This is a genomic window from Herpetosiphon giganteus, assembly GCF_016907925.1.
In the GTDB taxonomy this organism is placed as follows: domain Bacteria; phylum Chloroflexota; class Chloroflexia; order Chloroflexales; family Herpetosiphonaceae; genus Herpetosiphon; species Herpetosiphon giganteus.
Map to the genome: position 1 here is coordinate 1 of NZ_JAFBCZ010000009.1, position 17,902 is coordinate 17,902.

Sequence of the window (17,902 nt, forward strand, 5' to 3'; positions counted from 1 at the left end):
TTTATTACTCTTTTATGCGGTCGTTCGGACGCTCCAGCTTCGTAAAATTCGCATGCCTGGCTAGATTGATTTTGCACACTTCTTGACAAACCACCCAGACCTACGGGTGGCCGCATTACCAATTATCGCCGCCATTGGCGGTGCGGTTGTGCCAGCCGCAATCTATGCGTCTCTCAATAGTGGTGGCACGGGCAGTTCCGGCTGGGGGATTCCGATGGCAACGGATATTGCCTTTGCTTTGGGATGTCTCGCGCTGCTCGGGTCGCGCGTACCAGCAGCGCTCAAAATCTTTTTAACTGCCGTGGCGATTGTTGATGATCTGATTGCCGTGATTGTGATTGCCATCTTCTATACGGCGGAGCTGAACCTTGGGGCACTCCTGGTCGGCATCGGCCTGCTCCTCTTGTTAGTGGCTGCGAATCGGCTGGGGATTCGCACGCTGCTGGTGTACCTCGTTGTCGGTGTCGGAGTATGGCTGGCATTTCTGGCTTCAGGGATTCATGCAACGCTGGCGGGGGTTGCGGTTGCATTAACCATTCCGGCGCGCTTTCGAATTGATGGAGCGGCGTTTCGGGCGCGTGCCCATGCGCTTGTTGAGGGATTTTCCGTCACTACCGACGCTACAGCGCTAATGCTAACCGATGAACAACAACAACAAACCGTCCTCGAACTCGAAGATCTTTGTGAACATGTCCAAGCTCCCCTGCAAAAGCTCGAACACCGCCTACATGGCTGGATTACCTGGTGCATTATGCCAATTTTTGCCCTCGCAAACGCGGGTGTGGTGGTGTCGCTCAGCACGCTTCACGGCCCAGCCATCCCCATTGTGCTCGGCGTGCTGTTTGGTTTGGTGCTCGGCAAACCGATTGGCTTAGTCGGTGCAAGTTGGCTGGCGGTGCGAAGTGGCTGGGTCGAGTTACCAGAGGGGGTGACGTGGGGCCACATGCTCGGGGCAGGCATGCTTGCCGGAATTGGGTTTACGATGTCGATGTTTCTTGCCACGCTTGGCTTACCCACTCCAGAAGCACAGACAGCAGCAAAACTCGCCATTTTGCTTGCCTCGCTACTCGCTGGTGGCGGTGGGATGCTCATTTTACGGCGCATGCCACAACCCCGCAGTGATAACAAAAAAAGCCAGTGATCAGCACCCAATCAGGATGGTCAGCGACTTTACAAAGCGTCGCGGGCCATCCTGAACGATTAGCCTTTGGCAACCAGTTGCAGCCGCTTCATGAGCATCCTGATTAGCAGGATTAGCGAAATTGGAATCGTCGAGATGCTTCCAGATCATCGTGGCTATGGCTTGAGCCTTCAGGATTGCTTTGCGTTGGCGATGAGAACTGGCAAAGGTGGGGGATCGTTTAAGGTCATTCTGCATGATATTCTAAATCCGATGGCGACAGCGCGATTCTCATCTATTGTACTGATGATTCCATTAAAAGCGCTGTCGTGGTGCGTCGCCCACCATCAAGCAGGCCTTCGATATGATCGGCAAGGAGGGGACTATGCCAATTATCACCATTATGACGGGCGGAACGCGGGGCGATGTACAACCCTATGTGGCGCTTGGGGTCGGCTTGCAAGCGGCTGGCTATACAGTACGAGTTGCCGCCAGTGACAATTTTGCGCCCCTTGTTACGGATGCTGGCTTGAGTTTTATTTCAACCGGTGAGAGCATTGAGGTCTTGCTGAATAGCCCCACTTGGCGTGCAACCCTTGAACGCGGCAATTTCGTGACGATTCTGCGCCAAATGCAGCGTGAGATGCGCAGCCGTGCCGCCGAGCAAGCTCGTCAGCTTCCAGCAATTCTCCATGGTAGCGATCTGCTGATTGCTGGGATGGCGGGCTTTGGCGGGGCATTTACCGCAGCGACAGCGGCCCAAATCCCCATGCTGATTGCGCATGTCTTTCCGTTTACTCCAACCAGCATGTTTCCCAGTCCCCTTGTGCCATTGAAAACCCTCGGTGGCATGCTTAATCGCTTCTCCTTCCGCCTAATGCAGTTCGTGTTTTGGCAAACCCTGAAAGCCGCTGATGCGGCGACACGAACAACCCTTGGCCTTCCAGCCGCGCCGCTAGCTGGAGCTTTTGGTCAGTATGAGCGCCAGCAAATCCCAGTGATCTATGGCTATAGCCCTCATGTGCTGCCGCGCCCCAGCGATTGGCCTGCGCACCATGCGGTGACGGGGGCATGGTTCCTTGATCCGCCAGCAGATTGGAAACCGCCTGCCGATCTGGTTGCGTTTTTGGCAGCTGGTGAGCCACCGATCTATTTTGGGTTTGGCAGCATGGGTGGCCGCAATCCAGAAGCTGCAGGGCACATCGCGCTAGAGGCCTTGGCCCAAACTGGCCAGCGGGGAATCCTTGCAGCGGGATGGGGTGGATTGACCGTGCGTGATCTGCCACCTACCGTCTATCTGTTGGATGCAATTCCCCATGCGTGGTTGTTTCCGCAAATGGCCGCGATTGTGCATCATGGAGGGGCGGGAACCACCGCTGCGGCGTTGCGGGCAGGAGTCCCCTCTATTGTCGTACCCTTTATGGGCGATCAAGCCTTTTGGGGAAGGCAGGTGGCCCGTTTAGGAGTTGGACTACCGCCCATGGCCCGCAAGACCCTTCGCACGCCTCAGTTAAGTGCGGCGATCAACCAGGTGCTGCATGATGCTACAATGCAGCAACGAGCAGCGACTTTGGGACAGCAGATCGCCAGCGATACGGGGATTTCAGCTGCGGTGACGATCATTCAGCGCCATGTTCCGCTGAATTGAATTTCAGGTCCAACTTAACAATAGACATCTTGCAGCAGCGCTTGGCGGGTGGCAAACGCCGCACCCACTTGCAATGCCGAGCGTTGCTGCCACTGTTCCTGCATCAGCTGATTCATCTGCTGCGTCGATGCGGGAACTTGCAGCGTTTCGGCCAAATTGGCTTGGACTGTGCCAACCTGACCTTCGTGAAACGCGCATGGCCGCAAGCTCCGGGCACGCGCTCGCAACTCTGCAGGGCTACAATTAATACTAAGACCATGGTCAGTGAGCCACGCATCGTTGTAGATAGTTTGCAGATAGCGCTCGCCACTATCAGCAGCAATTGCCACAATCTGGGCATTAGCAGGCAATTGCTGGGCAAAAAACATGGCGGCCAACAGCACCGCGCCACTCGAAGCGCCAACCATAATCCCTTCATGGCGCGCCAAGGTTCGACAGGCCAAAAAGGCAGCTTCATCGGGCACATTGAAGGCATGGTCGAGCAAGGCCAACGGCAAATTGGCGGGAGTCCAGCCCAGCCCAACTCCAGGCATCAGATAGCTATGGGCCGCGCCGCCAAAAATTGCCGAGCCAACTGCATCAACGCCAACGACCTGAACATGCGGCGCAACTAGTTTGAGCTGACGCAGGATGCCGCCAAGCTGGCCGCCAGTGCTGACCGCTGCAATCACCATGGCCAATGAATCGCCGCCCTGCACCAGAATCTCGCGCGCGGTGCTGTTGGCATGGGCCTCGCTGTTGAGCAAATTGAAGCATTGGTCGGGCCGAAACGCCCCGGGAATCTGGCGTGCCAATTCGTTGGCTCGGGCAATTCTGGTTTTGTGATAGCTGCCGCTATCATCTTGCTCAGTCACAATCTCGACCTCAGCGCCATAGGCTTCAAGCAAGGCCAAATTGGTTGGAGTGATTTTTGGATCAACCAGAATAATTACCCGATAGCCTTTGGCAGCGCCCAGCATCGCCAGCGAAATGCCAAAATTGCCACTTGACGATTCAATGATCGTGCCGCCTTGGCTAAGCCAGCCAGCGCGCTCAGCTGTCTCGATGATAAACCGCGCCGGACGATCCTTGACGCTGCCGCCTGGATTGGTGCGCTCGCACTTCAGCCCAATTCGCGCCTCATTGGCGTGGGTTAGGCGTTGCAATTGCACCAGCGGCGTTTGACCAATCGTATCAACAATCGTAAGCATAAGTTCTCCATCAAGCTGGGGCGGCAGTCGTTTCGCCCTCGGAATGCGCCTCGACTTCGGCAGAATTAAGCGCTGGCTTGGGCAATGGCAACAGCACGAGGCCAATTGCGCTTACTAGCCCCACCAGCGCAAACACGATCCATGGCAGCAGCGGCAGCGCATGGGCTACCGCCAAATCGATCAGCCAGCCACCAATACCATTGCCCAAGCCACCGCCAATTGCTAGTGCCAACGAACTAACCCCGAGATAGGTGCCAAGGGCTTGCGAATCGGCCAACGCCACGGTCAAGCTTTGTTGGGTTGGTCTAGTCAGGAGCGAACCAAAGGCAAAAAAGCCAACACAGCCAAGCAAGAGGCTAAAGCTATCGACCAAGCCAACCGCGCCCAAGCTCAAAGCCATCAGACCAACCCCAATTACGAGAATTGCGTGGGTGGATAGCCGTGGCTCCAGCAGCCGGATCATTGGGTATTGCAAGCAGACCGTCATGCCAGCATTGAGCGCAAACATTACGCCAACGCCATCGCTGCTGCCTGTTAGACGTTCGACCATAATTGGCAGGCTGATATTAATTTGTACCGCCACAAACCAATAGCCCATCAGCAGCGCCGTCAAGGCCAAAAAGCGCCGATCGCCAAACACGAGCGTATAGCCAGCCCCCAGCTTGTTGCCCGAGTTGGCAGTGCGCACCGCTGGCAGCACCAGCACAGCAATCACAAACGTCACCAAAAAGCAGGCTGCCGCACTCAAACAAACCCATTGAAAATCAAAGCGCAGCAGCCATACGCCGATAAGTGGGCCAAGTGTCGTCGCCACGCCACTCACCAAATTGCTCAGCGCATAGTAGCGAGGCCGTGATTCGTCAGTGGTCAGCATGGCAATCGAGGCCTGATAGGGAACCTCGAATAATGCCCCACCCAAGGCCGAAACCACCAAAGCAGCAAACAAGCTCGGAATGGTGTTGGCCCACGCCAAACTGGCAAACCCCACCGCCCGCAGCAAAACGCCGCCACACAACAGTTGGCGCGCCCCGATGCGGTCGGTCAGACTTCCCGCCACCAGCGCCAAGCCTTGTTGGGTCAGTTGACGCACAGCGAGAGCCAAGCCAACCGTCACCGCCGCCCAGCCAAGCGTGTTGACGAAATGAACCGCGACCAACGGCATAACCAGCGTAAAACCGCTGACCATAAAAAAGGTAAAGACCAGCAAGGCTCGCAGGCCGCGTTGCCGCTCCGCCAAGGTTAGCTCCATGCGGTCGCTCCTTGTGCGCTCGACGGCAAAGCCCGCGCCACAACTTGTAGTCGTCGCCCAAAGAGGCTTTGGCCAAACGTCCAATCGCCAGCAAACGCACCAATATGCGGAGCCGGTTCGTCAAACATCACTTCGATGCCAAAGCCTGCCAGTTGCAGCAATAACCCCAGCTCTTGCGGGAAAAGCAGCCGATGTTGCAGGTGTTCGTGCAGCGGCGGCTGATCAAGAAATAGCCAGGTGTAGTAGCGTTCGAGAATTTGCGTACTTGGCGTTATGTCAAATCTGGTTAAACCAACGAGTGTGCCATTTGCCAGCTCGGTTTCCTCGCGATGTTCTTGGCGTAGCCAGCGCTGGCCAACTTCGGTCAAGAAAAAGGCAGCATTGCGCATATCCAGCACTAACACGCCACCTTCGACGAGGTGTTGGCGAAAACGCCGCAGCGTGCCAAGCAGCTCGGCATTGGTCAAATTGTAAAGTAGCGTGCTGCCAACACAAATAATCGCATCAAACGTACAATCAAGCGCAAATGTTTGTTGGCTGGCCTGAACAAAGCGCACGCTCGGGTTACGTTGGCTGGCCCATGCGATCATCGCTGCCGACGAATCGATGCCAATTGGCTGATAGCCTTGGGTTTGCAGATAGGCGATTTCGCGCCCAAGCCCACAGCCCACATCAAGCAGCCGTGGGCCTGGCGCAAACTGCGCCAGCAGGCCATGCAAAAAGCGTCCCATCGCCTGCTCAGGGTCGGGAATCACCTGGTCGTAGAGCTGGGGATAATCGTGTAACAGGTTGGAAAAATTGCTTGGAAGCTCCATCCGTCCTCCATAACGAATCACTCAGGGTTATTGATAGCGATAGAGCACGCTTGGCTCGGCGCTAAATTGCGAAAAAGGAAACGGCTCAGCAGATACCGCTGTCACGCCGCGATCAAGAAACTGCGGCACAATGCTGCTACCCGTTTGGGCATAGACCACCAGCGGAATCGAGCGCGCCCGCACCCGCTCCAAAATTCGATCAAACGAGCCATTACTGAGAGTCATGCCAGTTGCAATCACCACATCAGCAGCATCAAGCGCTGGCTCCATGGTTTTGCTCACTGGCTCGCCCCATTGGGTCTGGCGCAGGTTGAAATCACAGGGCCAACACACGCCACCTTGCTCGCGAATCGCTTGCACAAGTGGATTAACCACCCCAATCAGTGCAACCTGTTGGCCTGGCTCAATTTTGAGCAAGCTCACAATCGCCCGATCACGGGCTAAAGCACGATCGTGCGGGGTGCCAAGTGGCAGTTGCCATGGCGTAGCACGGGCTGCATCACGATGCGGTTCGACGCTGCCGAAGTAGGCATCAAGCGCTGCAATGCGCACTGGCAAACGTGGATCATTCAGCAGCGTTGCCAGCGAAGCGCCTGCTAAATCTTCGGCAACTAACGCTGGGAGATCATCACGCTCAACACAGCAAGCGCCAAACGCTGCCCCCGAGCGCAGCAGCAAATAGTAGTTGCGATACAACTGGGTTGTGCCCGGAAATTTAGTACTTTGAGCAATCCACATTGATCCCGTAGCAAATAGCTCTGCTGGATCAAGCGCATACCCACCACGCAGAACTGCTGCGATCAATTCGTCAACGCTTGCCGCAGCGCTAGATTTTGGCTTAGCCATTGCTAGCAACCTCCAAACTTGGCTGCGTGGCAAATTCAAATTCCAGCAAATCCGCCGCTTGGCTAGCAAATGCCCGAGCTTGCAAGCCATCAGCATCAACCGCGACCACATGGCCCAAATAACAAGCATTATCGATTGGCTGATCAATGGTGCTGCCAACGGTTGCGCTAAGCGTCCAGCGGGCAACATGCGGCGCGTTGGCGAGCACAGTTTGGCCATCAATCGCCTGCAATGTGCCAGCCTGTTTTGGCACCAAAAATTGAATTGCCGCACTGGCAATGCCCGTTGCACGCGGCTGCACGTTTGGCCGTTGCCCAAGCGCTAGCTCAATTGTCGCATTCAACAGATTGATGCCACTGACCCGATCAACCAATTCGGCGATGTAATTGCCGCCAACGCGCGGATTGATCTCGACAATCCGTGGGCCAGCGGGAGTGAGCTTAACTTCGGTATGACTGATGCCATGATCAAAGCCAACCGCGTTCAGCGCAGCCCGCACAAGCTCAATAATCGCCGTTTGATCGTCTTCGCTCAGCGCAGCCGGAAACATATGGCTATCTTCGATAAAATATGGCTCGCCAGTAAGGCCTTTATCAGTAATCCCAAAGATCGTGGTTTCGCCAGCAAACGTACACGCTTCAACGCTAACTTCTAGGCCATGCATATAGGCTTCGAGCAAAACCGCACGCTCGCGGGGCTGATCGCGAAAGTTGCGCTCAAACCCAGCGAGCGTCGCATAGCTTTCGCGCAGTTCTGCTTCATTGCGCACCAAGCGCACATAGGCACTCGAGGCCAAATCGGTCGGCTTAATCACCAGCGGATAGCCAATTGTCAACGCCGCAGTTTGGGCTTCGCTCCACGAGTTCACCAGTTGATAAGCGGGATTGGCCAAGCCAGCCACATCAAGCGCTTGACGCAACAAAGCTTTATTGCGAATGCTGCGAACGTGGCTCGGAAACGAACATGGCAAATCAAGCGCAGCAGCCACTTGGCGCGCAGTGTCGATGTAATAATCGCAAATCGTCAGCACGCCATCGAAATGCAGCAAGCGATGTTGCTCGCGCAGAAAATCGATCAGCGCCGCTTCGTCATTGGTTTCGGTCGTAAACACATGTTGGGCATAAGCCAGCACTGGATGGGTAGCTGGTGGCGTTGCGTAATGCTCGCGCCGCCGCGTCACAAAACTATAGCTATGGCCCAGCGCCGTAATGGCCGCTGGCAAAATCTGGCCCGTTCCCCCGACCCAACTCTCTAGCATCAAAAGATGCCCCATCGCATGCCCCCTACAACTACACTATAATAATAATACTTAGTCTCAATAAGGTCTGATAATAATACTGAGTCTCAATAATTTGTCAAGCAGCTATACTGGGTATTGCGCTAGAGAACGAGGATTTTATAGGAACGAAGCTATGGAAACACAGAGTCACATGCGCGACATAAGCGCAGGTTGTGCCATCCACGCTGCACACACATCGATCTGATCTCGTTAGTGAGGTTTAACATTCCTGCCAGCCCAATGAGGAGGAGTGCAAGCCGATAGGGTATCGGCAGTAAGGTAGATGAACTTCGGCGCTTGATCAGAAGCCGGAGATCGCCTACCAAACCTATGACGAAGCACGCCAATGCGAATGTGAGCGGAAACACCGTCCAAAAATCAGGATCAAGCGCAACATATTGCCCAAACGTCACTCCAAGTGCCTGATCTGTAAAATAAGGGGCTAGTTTTTTGCTAATAATGAAGAACCCTAGTGGATAGCATGCGCAAAGGGTTACGATAATGCGCAGCACAACACGCCAACGGTATGGGGAATGCGTAGGGGGAACGTGATAGGGTTGGTTCATTACACCCTCCATTATCTCATTTTCGGTTCTCGAGTTACGATTTTAGCCGAAACATCGAGAGTGTAAACGCCGATTCGGTTAATGATGAGCGAATAAGCTGCTCATTATAGTTAAATGTTAGCTCGTTAAGATGCCAGTTTGAGATGAAAGCACCTTCGATTGGCCCGTTTGGATTGGCTTTCACATAGCCCGACAAAAGTCGCGCAACATAGGTTGAAAGGCTATAGCGGCTGCCACTCCCTTGGCCACCGAATCAATCGATCTTGCTTCAATGACCGATTATAGCATTCAGCGGGGCAAATGCTGGGTTAACCGATTTTTGCTGGAACATGCTAACAATCTCGGATGTTTTACGTACTACAAGCAGCTGCTTTATCGATGGTAGATTAAGGAGGGTTTCGATGAACTATGTGTTTGTGCTTTTGCTGGCAGTTGTACTGCTTCAGGGATGTGATTCTACACCACAATCTAGTATTCCCCAAGAGTCTGTGCTAGCGACCGCGACGATAATGCAGGCCAAGCTGTTACCGTCGGCAACGCCAGTTCAAGCCACGCTGACACAACCAACGCCCACTGAGGAGGAGTGGTATGAATATCGTGGTTGCGAAACATTGGACCACCCTGTATATCCCCAGCGGCTCCTGTATCCTGACTATAGTAATCTGACTCAGACCGAGACTCCCACTGATATAGCTGCTATCCGGCACACAACATTTAGCAGTTCCGCACCATCAGCGACGATCTTGGCATGGTATCGCGAACAAGCCCTTGCTGCTGCTTGGCAGGAAAAGCAATTTAGTGCAACAACGAGCAGGTATAGCTACACGGCAAATGGAGTCTGTGGCCCTGCATTTGGGATGACGATTACCGTTACGGACGATGCTGCTGGTTCCATGGTGAGCATCACTCGCGAAATATCTGGCCCATTTTCAGTAAAGAATTGGCCCCAAGATTAAATGGATGAGACCATCCGCTTTCAGTAAAGAATTGACCCCAAGATTAAATGGATGAGACCATCCGCGCTCGTACACAAGCGCGAATGGCCTCGGGTGAGGACGGTCGTATGTTGGAGCATCCGGCTAGTTCGCGGTTGAGAGCATAACAGCATCTGCGCCAGCAGGCAGACGCATTGGACTCGCAGGATCGGTGACTGCCCGCCAGATGGCTTCGGCCACGTCGAGCGATCGGGTGCGCGGTTGCGCACGGCGGGCAGCCATGGACTCGGTAACACCCTGCGCAAATTCGGCGTAGGCTTCGGGAACACCAAGACCCTGCGTGCGCATAGCAGTCTGTGCATTTTGGCCAAATGCGGTTTCCGGCGAACTCCCGGGCAGCACCAATCGTACCCGCACGCCGAATGGTTCAAGCTCCAAGGCGAGCGACTCGCTGAATGCGTTGAGCGCCGCTTTGCTTGCAGTGTATACAGCGAGCATTGGGAGCGGCATGAGCGTCGTACTGGAAGAGACGTTTACAATGACTCCGCCCTGCTGCTGACGGAACTGCGGCAGGAAGGCCTGCGTCATGGCCATCGCGCCGAACGTGTTGGTTTCGAACGTGGCGCGGATTGTCTCCATCGGAGTGTTCTCGACAATGCCGAGCAGACCAACACCAGCGTTGTTGACCAGCACATCGATTGGCCCGGCGGCTTCCACGGCGGCGCGAATGCTCGCTGAATCGGTGACATCAAGCGCGAGGATGCGCAGATGCTCGGATGGTGGCAACACGTCGGCGTTTGGTGTTCGCATCGTGGCAATGACCTTCCAACCGCGCTCGAGAAAGCTACGTGCGGTTTCGAGGCCGAATCCGGTCGAGCATCCTGTGATTAATATCGTGTTCATGGTGGCTCCTCATTGAAAGATTATGGTGTGAGTATAGCCAGCACCGCCTGGACGTGCTACACTAGAACGTCCACATTTCATTGGTAGGAGTCCAAGAATGATTGATCCGCTTGCAGAGGTTGTCACGCTGCTTCAGCCGAGTGCTCCTTTCTCAAAGCTGGTGAGTGGCGCAGGGTCATGGATTGTACGACGGACGGAGGTTGGCAGGCCCTTTTACTGCGCCATCCTTGCGGGGACGATTAAGCTCGCTGTCGATGGTTGCACCCCGCTGCTTCTTGAACAGGGTGATTTCGTGCTGATCCCGTCAGCATTCGACTTCACTGTATCGAGTGTTGGACCAGCACCACAGGAATACGCCAGCAGGCACGTTGTATTGCCCAACGGCGAAATTCGCCATGGTGTGGCAAACAGCCCGCCTGATGTACGCATGGTGGTGGGATACTGTGTCTTCGATTCCCCAGATGCCCGCCTGCTTGTCTCGCTGCTCCCGCAACTTGTGCACGTTCGCCACGAGCGCCGACTCGCCATCCTTATGGAGCTTGTCCAAGAAGAGGCGCGCGAACAACGATCTGCGCGTGAGGTTATTCTTGCCCGCCTGCTTGAAGTGCTGCTCATTGAAGCTTTGCGCTCGACGGCAGGAACCGCAGCCTCACCAAGCTTGCTGCGTGGGTTGGCCGATGAGCGACTGGCGATTGCCCTGCGCCTGATGCATGAGCAACCGACCAAGGCGTGGACGGTTGCGGAGCTGGCAAACGAGGCTGCGCTCGGGCGGTCGACCTTCTTTGAGCGCTTCCGGCACGCAGTCGGCGTAACCCCAATGGAATACTTGCTCAACTGGCGGATAGCGCTGGCAAAAAACATCTTACGTGATAAGAACGTAAGTGTTGCCGCCGTCGCCGAGCAGGTTGGCTACAGCTCCGCGAGCACCTTCAGCGTTGCCTTTACGCGGCACGTTGGGATTCCACCAACCCAGTATGCTCGAGAGCAGGCGCTACGCCAAGCGTGATTGTGGTGATTGCCTGACGACAGAATCAACATTCTGGCATCTGTTTCAAAGTGTATCCAGCATCGGTCGCAGTATGCCTTCTAAAATCGGCCACCAAGATCGATAGATTAAGCTGGCAGAAAGTGCCGCTCGATCTGGTCACGTTGACGGTAGAGTTCCCAATATAGTGGCGCAATGTTTTCCGGCGCTGCACCTGGCTGCTGTCCGATCCAAGCGCTAATTGCGATATGCGCAGCCTGAATTCCGTGCTCAGCCAGCGCCGCATGCAGGCTGTAAACCCAATTGCGCAGCCCTGCGCTGGCAATCCCAATGTTTGCAAACATGGGCGATGGGGTAATTGAAGAGCCACCTGTTGTGAACAGCAGTGTGCCGGTGCCACGCGCCAGCATATCGGGCAATACCTGTTCGACAGCGGTGATGGCACCATAGATGTAGAAGTCGATCTGCGGCTGAAGGTTGGCAATGCTTACCTCGGTTGGTGGAGCTGAGGGAAGCGCCGGATTAGCCGGCGAGAATTCGAGGACATCAACTGGGCCGAAGCGTTCTTTAATCGCAGCAAAGGCGGCGACGAGCGATGAGCGCTCAGATACATCGGCAGTAAAACCCGCTGCCGTAATGCCTTCTTGCTCAAGCTGTGCAACAAGCTCCGTGAGTTTGGCTTGATTGCGCGCGACTAGTGCTACTTGAAACCCGTTGCGCCCAAATGTTCGTGCGATCGCGTGACCCATCCCTGGCCCTGCACCGACAATTGCGAGTGTAAGCATAGAACGTGTTCTCCATTATTATGGTATCGGCACACTCCTTGAGCGGCACGATGAGAAATAGACTACAGGCTATTCAATACGGAAGGTTAGGTGCGGCTCATCTTGAAATAGCGTAGCATCTTGGCAAGCAACCACATCGCTCTCAGCAGCACGTGCACAATGCAACAGGCGATAGATAGGCAACCAGTAAGAATAAGCCCCAACTGTTGCCTAAACAACAGCTGTTGTCGATAGTATGGCAGATGGCTGAACTGTGCGTCAACCACCAGATCTGCGGGTTTGTTGCTTAGACAACAGTCGGGACAAAATGTTGTTGATTAATGCCGATTGGAAGGAAGTTTCGTTAGCAATGCCAGTGGTTACAGGAGGAATTAAAATAATGACCCAAAACAACAATGTACCAGCTCAGACTGCCACCGTATCAATCGTTTGAACAAGTAGGCTGGAGTTTGCCAATGAATAGCTCATCGCCACCCAAAGCGCCAAACTCTTTCATCGATAGCATTAAGCGACTAATTGGCATTTGCTTGATTGGGATGTTTTTTGTTTTTGCGTACCACGACCCTAATAATACAATTTTTTCGTTAACAATGCCTGATATTCGTGTTGCCCGCACTATTCCGACGGCGGCCTATCGGCTTTATACATGGGACAAAGGATTACAGCTGATTATCGTCGCAGATGGTCCTACAATGCAGGAAACCTGTACGAAACCGATCATCGATCAGCAGAAAGTCTATCAGTGCCAACTTCGGTTTGGAGATGGCACGCTGGTAACATCAACGATTTGGGTTGAGTCGGATCGCAGTAAAGAGTCCGGTTGGATAGAAATGAATGGTAAGCGTTATTCGATCGCTGGTCACGGGTATATCATGCGCATTCGGGCCGCTGGCGCACAAACAGAGATCACGCGATTCCATCGCACGTTTCCGGTTTTTCCACCAGGCGACGAAGCCCGCACGCTCGAGACATGGTTGGCAAGCGACCCCGAATTTGCCTCGATCGCAGCGGCATTTGCTGCTGAACGCTAGGGTTCGCAAACAGATCGATTTGCCTAATTAAATCTTATGTCAAATAATGTTCACTAAAACTAGCTTGCTGGCTCTAAGAGCGGAATGCGTAATTGCTCAGCCAAGGCAATAACTGTTTCATCAAGATTCTCAATGGTGGAGTAGCCTTCTGGCGTAAAGTCGATTGGAATGAAGCTACTTTGGTGCTTGCCATCATTGGCGGTTCCGGTCACGATAATGCCGGTAATGCGCTGGTTGCCATTGGGCAGATGTTCGACCTTGGATTGGGCATCAAGTTCACTATAGCGCCCAAGATCCCAGGTAATATCATCAAAGCGTGAGCGCAACAGCGTTTCCAGCTGAACAACGATGCCGTTATAAACCTCAGCAATATTCGTATCTGAACTCATAATTCACTCCTCTTAATTATTTGATTGTTCAGTTCTAGCTTCAGTAAGAGCAAGAATTAGGCCGATGAAGAGTAGATTGTTTATTTTTCATTCTGTAAAGCAGAATATTCTACGATGTATTCGTTAACAAATGTTTGTTTTTGGGCAATAGCTTGCAACCGTTTCGATATTGGTTCGCGATGCCAAACAGCTATCCTGCATGCACATCGTTGACTGTGTTTGCAAAGGAATCCACAATGCGCAGCTTGGAATGGATCGTCTGTTTAGCCTTTTTGCCAGCGTTGTTTTTACCGTTTATGCCGCAACGTTCGCGTGCACGCTGGCGCTTGAGTGCAGCATTGCTGCCAGCCATTGTGGGTTTGATGCACATCCTCTTCGAGGGTTGGCGAATCCAAATGCTGCCGTTATATGGGCTGGCCAGCTTGGTCTTGCTCAATCAATTGTTGGGGTATAGCGAACGTCGCTTGCGCATTATCGGCGGCATAAGCTTTGTTGGGTTTGTTTTAGGCATTATTGGCGCAAGTTGGCTGCTGCCAGTGCCAAGCTTGCCCACGCCAACAGGGCCGTATGCGGTTGGCATTGTCGATCGCGAAGTGGTTGATGCAAGCCGTCAACGCCGCTTGATGGTTTCGGTTTGGTATCCTGCGGCTCATGCTGGCGAGCCTGCGCCATTCACCAAATACCCCGATCAGCTTGCGGCTGGGCTGGCAGATATGACAGGAATTCCAGCCTTCGTCTTTCAACATTTACGCTACATCAAACTTGCGGCGAGCGAAGGCGTGCCCGTGCTAAAAACGGCTGAGCCATTGCCAGTGCTGGTGTTTTCGCCAGGCATGGTTGGTTTGCGCGCCCAAAATAGCTCGACATTTCAAGAACTGGCAAGTTGGGGCTATGTGGTGGTCGCCATCGATCACACCGATGCCGCAGCAGTAACCGTCTTTCCCGATGGCGAAGTGCGCTTCTCCAATTTCGCTCATTTTGGCATCGATCCAGCCCAAGAAGTAACGACCGAGCAGATTAATCAGCACGTGTTACCAGTCTGGATTGCCGATCAACGCTTTGTGTTGGATACGCTTGCACAGTGGAATGCAAATGACGGCTTATTGGCTGGGCAGCTTGATCTCACGCAGATTGGCCTCTTTGGTCATTCATTTGGTGGCGCAACCGCCTTGGAAACGTGTGAAGTTGATGCTCGCTGCACGGTGGTGGTCAATCTCGATGGAGGGCTGTATGGCAAAAGCGTTGAGCGCGCTGCAACCAAGCCCTTGCTGCTGCTGACTTCGCAGGAAAGCAGCAATTTAGCCACTGCGGTCAAAAACTGGAACCACTTAATCAGTAATGCTCAAAATCAGGCAGTTTGGCTCGAATTGCCCAACAGCTCGCATTTGTCGTTCACCTTCGCCCAACTGCTATCGCCCTTGTTAGCGCCCGATGGATTTGAGCCACACCAAGGCTTAGTGCTGGCAGATAAATATGTACGAATGTTTTTTGATCGGCATTTACGTGGTGCGAGCCACGATCAATTTGCCGATTTAGCGCAGCGCAACGAGATGCACTGGATTGCAAAGTAAGCTGAAAACGAGGATCGGCAGCCTTGGAAACTGCCGATCCGCCTGCAAAATCTGTGCGCTCAGCCGCTAGTCAGAGCTTTAAGTCAGCTTAATAATGTTTAAACATTTTTGTGGTAGAGTATTCTACACATAGAAGCCAATACCCATGTTTGCTGCTTTGCTGAAAGCGGTCTCAACGATTGATCATTGCCACCATTTTTGCCGCCCAAACCAATTGTCACGCCGCTTGAAGCCAGGCATGCGGGTGGTGTATTGTTGGTGTCGAAGGATGGTAAGGATGAGAACACAACATTGGCGGCTAGTTGTTGGCTTGGTCGTTGTCGGATTATTGATCAGCAGCGGATTGCTGGTGGCAAAGCCAAGAGCCGTAGCAGCCTCGCGCCTTGGCTTGCAGGCAACAGCGTTGGCAACAACGTATTATGTTGACCCAACGCTTGGCAATGATACAACGGGCAATGGTAGTAGTGGCCAACCTTGGCGAACACTCGCGACCGCGATCGCGCTGGTTGCCCCCAATCAAGGCCACACGATTCACCTCAATGCAGGCACGCACCTCGTGCCCAACAAATTGTATGTTCCAACAGGAGTGAATATTCAAGGCGCTGGCGTGGAGCAAACCATCTTGACTGGCGCAACCTGGACTCCCACCGGCGCGACCTACGATGAAGGCATGTTAAATTTCATCTCTGCGCCAGCAGCAAATGGCAACCAGTCGATCCACGATTTAAGCATTAATGGCAACAATCGCAGCTTACACGTGGGCATTTATATGCAAGGGCGGCATAATTTTGAACTTTACAACCTGAACATTAGCGATGTCGATTTTGTCGCGATTAATATTAATGCTGATGGCAGCATTCGCTACAATCCAGAAGATGATAGCGCTGATGCGCATATTCCACCGACAGCCTATGTGCAGAACCTCAAATTGCATCACTTTAGCGTGACCAATGCAGGCAAACATATGGGGAGTTGGATGAGCGGAGCTGTGCAAATTGGTGGGCTTAATGGCGCTGAGATTCACGATTTCGTGATTAATAGCCCAACCAGCGATGCCTATGGCTTGAAATTTGCCAAAGGCGGTTGGTTTAAAAACACTCATATTCATCATGGCAGCATTATTGCCGACTCGAATATTACCAGTGGTACATGGCGCGGTATGGCTGCTAGTATCGAATTATGGAATTTGCTCGAAGGTAATGAAATTAATAACGTGCAAGTTAATACGTGGACATCATTTGTTAGTTGGTATGATAATAATCAACTTCCAGCAACAACCACGCTTGATTTTCACGATAATAGCCTGAATTTAACCGAATGGTGTACAGCGGGAGTTGCCTGTAAACCGCAGAATGAATACAATTGGTATGGCAATTTAGCAATCGAAGTAGCCATGAGCAATACTAAAATTCACCATAATTATATTAAAAATCCTGGTGAAAATGGTGTTGCGGTATGGTCGGGTGCAGATGAAAATGTTGGACCTGAACGCAAAAATAATCAGATTTCGCAAAATATTTTTGAATCGGGCACCACAACCAATCATCGGATGCTGCATGTGCAAGCATCATATATCGATGGCGTAAAATTTTATAATAATACTGGCTATGGCTCATTTGGCATTCCAATTTATATCCAACGCCGAGATAAGCCTGGCATCTATTTAAAAAATATTGAGATTCGCAATAATATTTTCCAAACCAATGAAATTGGCACATTAAACACAATTGTTGCGACTGAATGTGTTGTGGCTACTGCATGTACCAACCTCATTTTGAGCAATAACAGCTATGCAAACACAAATTGGGGCTTTTTTGTTAATTATGGGCCGCCAGTAACCAGCGTTAGTTTGAGCAACAATTGGCCGCAACCAGCTGGCCTCACCTTGGCAGGCGCAAAGCCCTATCCATTTTATACGTTGGCCAGCAGCAGCAGTTTTGCAATTGATCAAGGCATCAATGTTGGCCTTGCCTACACTGGTAGCGCTCCCGACCTTGGGGCCTATGAATTTAGCCCAATTGTGATTACGCCGACGGCAACGGCAACCCCAACCAACACGCCAACGGCAACTTCAACGGCAACCCGCACGCCAACGCCAACCGCAAGCCCAACCCCTGGCCCAACCCCTGGCCCAACCAATCTGTTGCGTAACCCGGGGATGGAGCAAGGCAGCAATTTCTGGGGATGCTGTACGTTGACGGTTGTCAACAGTCCTGTCTATCAAGGCGCAAATGCGCTGAAATTCAGCCAACGGGTTGCAGCTTGGAACGGCCCTGCCCAAGAACTGGACATTGCTAGTTTCCAAGCAGGTGTGACCTATCAAACTAAAGCTTGGGTGTGCAGCGCAAGTGGCACACCGCAAGCTCGAATTATGCTGCAAATTGAAACCACAACTGGCAATCAATGGCTCCAACTCTCACCAAATACAACGCTCTCGAACAGCGCATGGACCCAATTGAGCGGCCAAGTAACCCCAACTTGGACTGGCACATTACAACGGGTGACCTGGTATATTGAAACCGCTGCCGGAACCGATGATTTGTATCTTGATGCAACTGAATTGATTAAACCATAAGCTTCAATTAATTAA

At 52.9% G+C, this 17,902-nt stretch carries 15 protein-coding genes; 7 read left to right on the forward strand and 8 right to left on the reverse strand.

Annotated elements, in window-relative coordinates; genetic code table 11:
• Window positions 1-106 precede the first annotated feature (106 nt).
• Window positions 107-1,141, forward strand: coding sequence for a Na+/H+ antiporter NhaA (nhaA, locus tag JOD20_RS09915; RefSeq protein ID WP_420828946.1), 1,035 nt, complete (start codon window positions 107-109; stop codon window positions 1,139-1,141).
• Window positions 1,142-1,505: 364 nt separating this feature from the next.
• A complete protein-coding gene (locus JOD20_RS09920; protein ID WP_204755115.1) occupies window positions 1,506-2,768 on the forward strand; it encodes a glycosyltransferase in 1,263 nt (420 codons plus the stop codon).
• A 14-nt stretch (window positions 2,769-2,782) separates the two neighbouring features.
• On the opposite strand, the gene JOD20_RS09925 is transcribed toward JOD20_RS09920, so the two are convergent.
• The 5 genes from JOD20_RS09925 to JOD20_RS09945 are packed head-to-tail and all read right to left on the reverse strand — an operon-like array spanning window position 2,783 to window position 8,126.
• On the reverse strand, window positions 2,783-3,958 hold the full coding sequence (locus tag JOD20_RS09925; RefSeq protein ID WP_204755116.1) for a cysteine synthase family protein: 1,176 nt from the start codon (window positions 3,956-3,958) through the stop codon (window positions 2,783-2,785).
• Between the two features lie 10 nt (window positions 3,959-3,968).
• Complete coding sequence (locus JOD20_RS09930) at window positions 3,969-5,207, reverse strand: MFS transporter (protein WP_204755117.1); 1,239 nt, start codon at window positions 5,205-5,207, stop codon at window positions 3,969-3,971.
• Window positions 5,198-6,022: a class I SAM-dependent methyltransferase gene (locus JOD20_RS09935; protein ID WP_204755118.1), complete on the reverse strand. Its 825-nt coding sequence runs from the start codon at window positions 6,020-6,022 to the stop codon at window positions 5,198-5,200. The genes JOD20_RS09930 and JOD20_RS09935 overlap by 10 nt, the downstream gene beginning before the upstream one ends.
• A 27-nt stretch (window positions 6,023-6,049) precedes the next feature.
• Window positions 6,050-6,868: a Rossmann-like domain-containing protein gene (locus JOD20_RS09940; RefSeq protein ID WP_204755119.1), complete on the reverse strand. Its 819-nt coding sequence runs from the start codon at window positions 6,866-6,868 to the stop codon at window positions 6,050-6,052.
• Window positions 6,861-8,126 (reverse strand): ATP-grasp domain-containing protein, encoded by a 1,266-nt coding sequence (locus JOD20_RS09945; RefSeq protein WP_204755120.1) that lies wholly within the window; start codon window positions 8,124-8,126, stop codon window positions 6,861-6,863. The genes JOD20_RS09940 and JOD20_RS09945 overlap by 8 nt, the downstream gene beginning before the upstream one ends.
• A 988-nt stretch (window positions 8,127-9,114) precedes the next feature.
• Here JOD20_RS09945 and JOD20_RS09950 point away from each other — a divergent pair.
• The gene (locus JOD20_RS09950) at window positions 9,115-9,669 is read left to right on the forward strand and encodes a hypothetical protein (protein WP_204755121.1); all 555 of its coding nucleotides are present in this window, start codon (window positions 9,115-9,117) and stop codon (window positions 9,667-9,669) included.
• Between the two features lie 123 nt (window positions 9,670-9,792).
• Here JOD20_RS09950 and JOD20_RS09955 read toward each other — a convergent pair whose 3' ends face one another.
• On the reverse strand, window positions 9,793-10,551 hold the full coding sequence (locus JOD20_RS09955; RefSeq protein WP_204755122.1) for an SDR family oxidoreductase: 759 nt from the start codon (window positions 10,549-10,551) through the stop codon (window positions 9,793-9,795).
• Window positions 10,552-10,648: 97 nt separating this feature from the next.
• Between JOD20_RS09955 and JOD20_RS09960 the strand changes: the two genes are divergently transcribed.
• The gene (locus JOD20_RS09960) at window positions 10,649-11,557 is read left to right on the forward strand and encodes an AraC family transcriptional regulator (RefSeq protein WP_204755123.1); all 909 of its coding nucleotides are present in this window, start codon (window positions 10,649-10,651) and stop codon (window positions 11,555-11,557) included.
• Between the two features lie 107 nt (window positions 11,558-11,664).
• On the opposite strand, the gene JOD20_RS09965 is transcribed toward JOD20_RS09960, so the two are convergent.
• On the reverse strand, window positions 11,665-12,321 hold the full coding sequence (locus tag JOD20_RS09965; protein WP_204755124.1) for an SDR family NAD(P)-dependent oxidoreductase: 657 nt from the start codon (window positions 12,319-12,321) through the stop codon (window positions 11,665-11,667).
• 455 nt (window positions 12,322-12,776) lie between these two features.
• Here JOD20_RS09965 and JOD20_RS09970 point away from each other — a divergent pair, with 455 nt between their 5' ends.
• Complete coding sequence (locus JOD20_RS09970; protein WP_204755125.1) at window positions 12,777-13,352, forward strand: hypothetical protein; 576 nt, start codon at window positions 12,777-12,779, stop codon at window positions 13,350-13,352.
• A gap of 59 nt (window positions 13,353-13,411) precedes the next feature.
• On the opposite strand, the gene JOD20_RS09975 is transcribed toward JOD20_RS09970, so the two are convergent.
• Window positions 13,412-13,741: a hypothetical protein gene (locus tag JOD20_RS09975; protein ID WP_204755126.1), complete on the reverse strand. Its 330-nt coding sequence runs from the start codon at window positions 13,739-13,741 to the stop codon at window positions 13,412-13,414.
• 236 nt (window positions 13,742-13,977) lie between these two features.
• Between JOD20_RS09975 and JOD20_RS09980 the strand changes: the two genes are divergently transcribed.
• Together JOD20_RS09980 and JOD20_RS09985 are read left to right on the forward strand one after the other, a co-directional pair.
• A complete protein-coding gene (locus JOD20_RS09980) occupies window positions 13,978-15,312 on the forward strand; it encodes an alpha/beta hydrolase family protein (protein ID WP_204755127.1) in 1,335 nt (444 codons plus the stop codon).
• A gap of 277 nt (window positions 15,313-15,589) precedes the next feature.
• The gene (locus JOD20_RS09985) at window positions 15,590-17,887 is read left to right on the forward strand and encodes a carbohydrate binding domain-containing protein (RefSeq protein ID WP_204755128.1); all 2,298 of its coding nucleotides are present in this window, start codon (window positions 15,590-15,592) and stop codon (window positions 17,885-17,887) included.
• Window positions 17,888-17,902 lie beyond the last annotated feature (15 nt).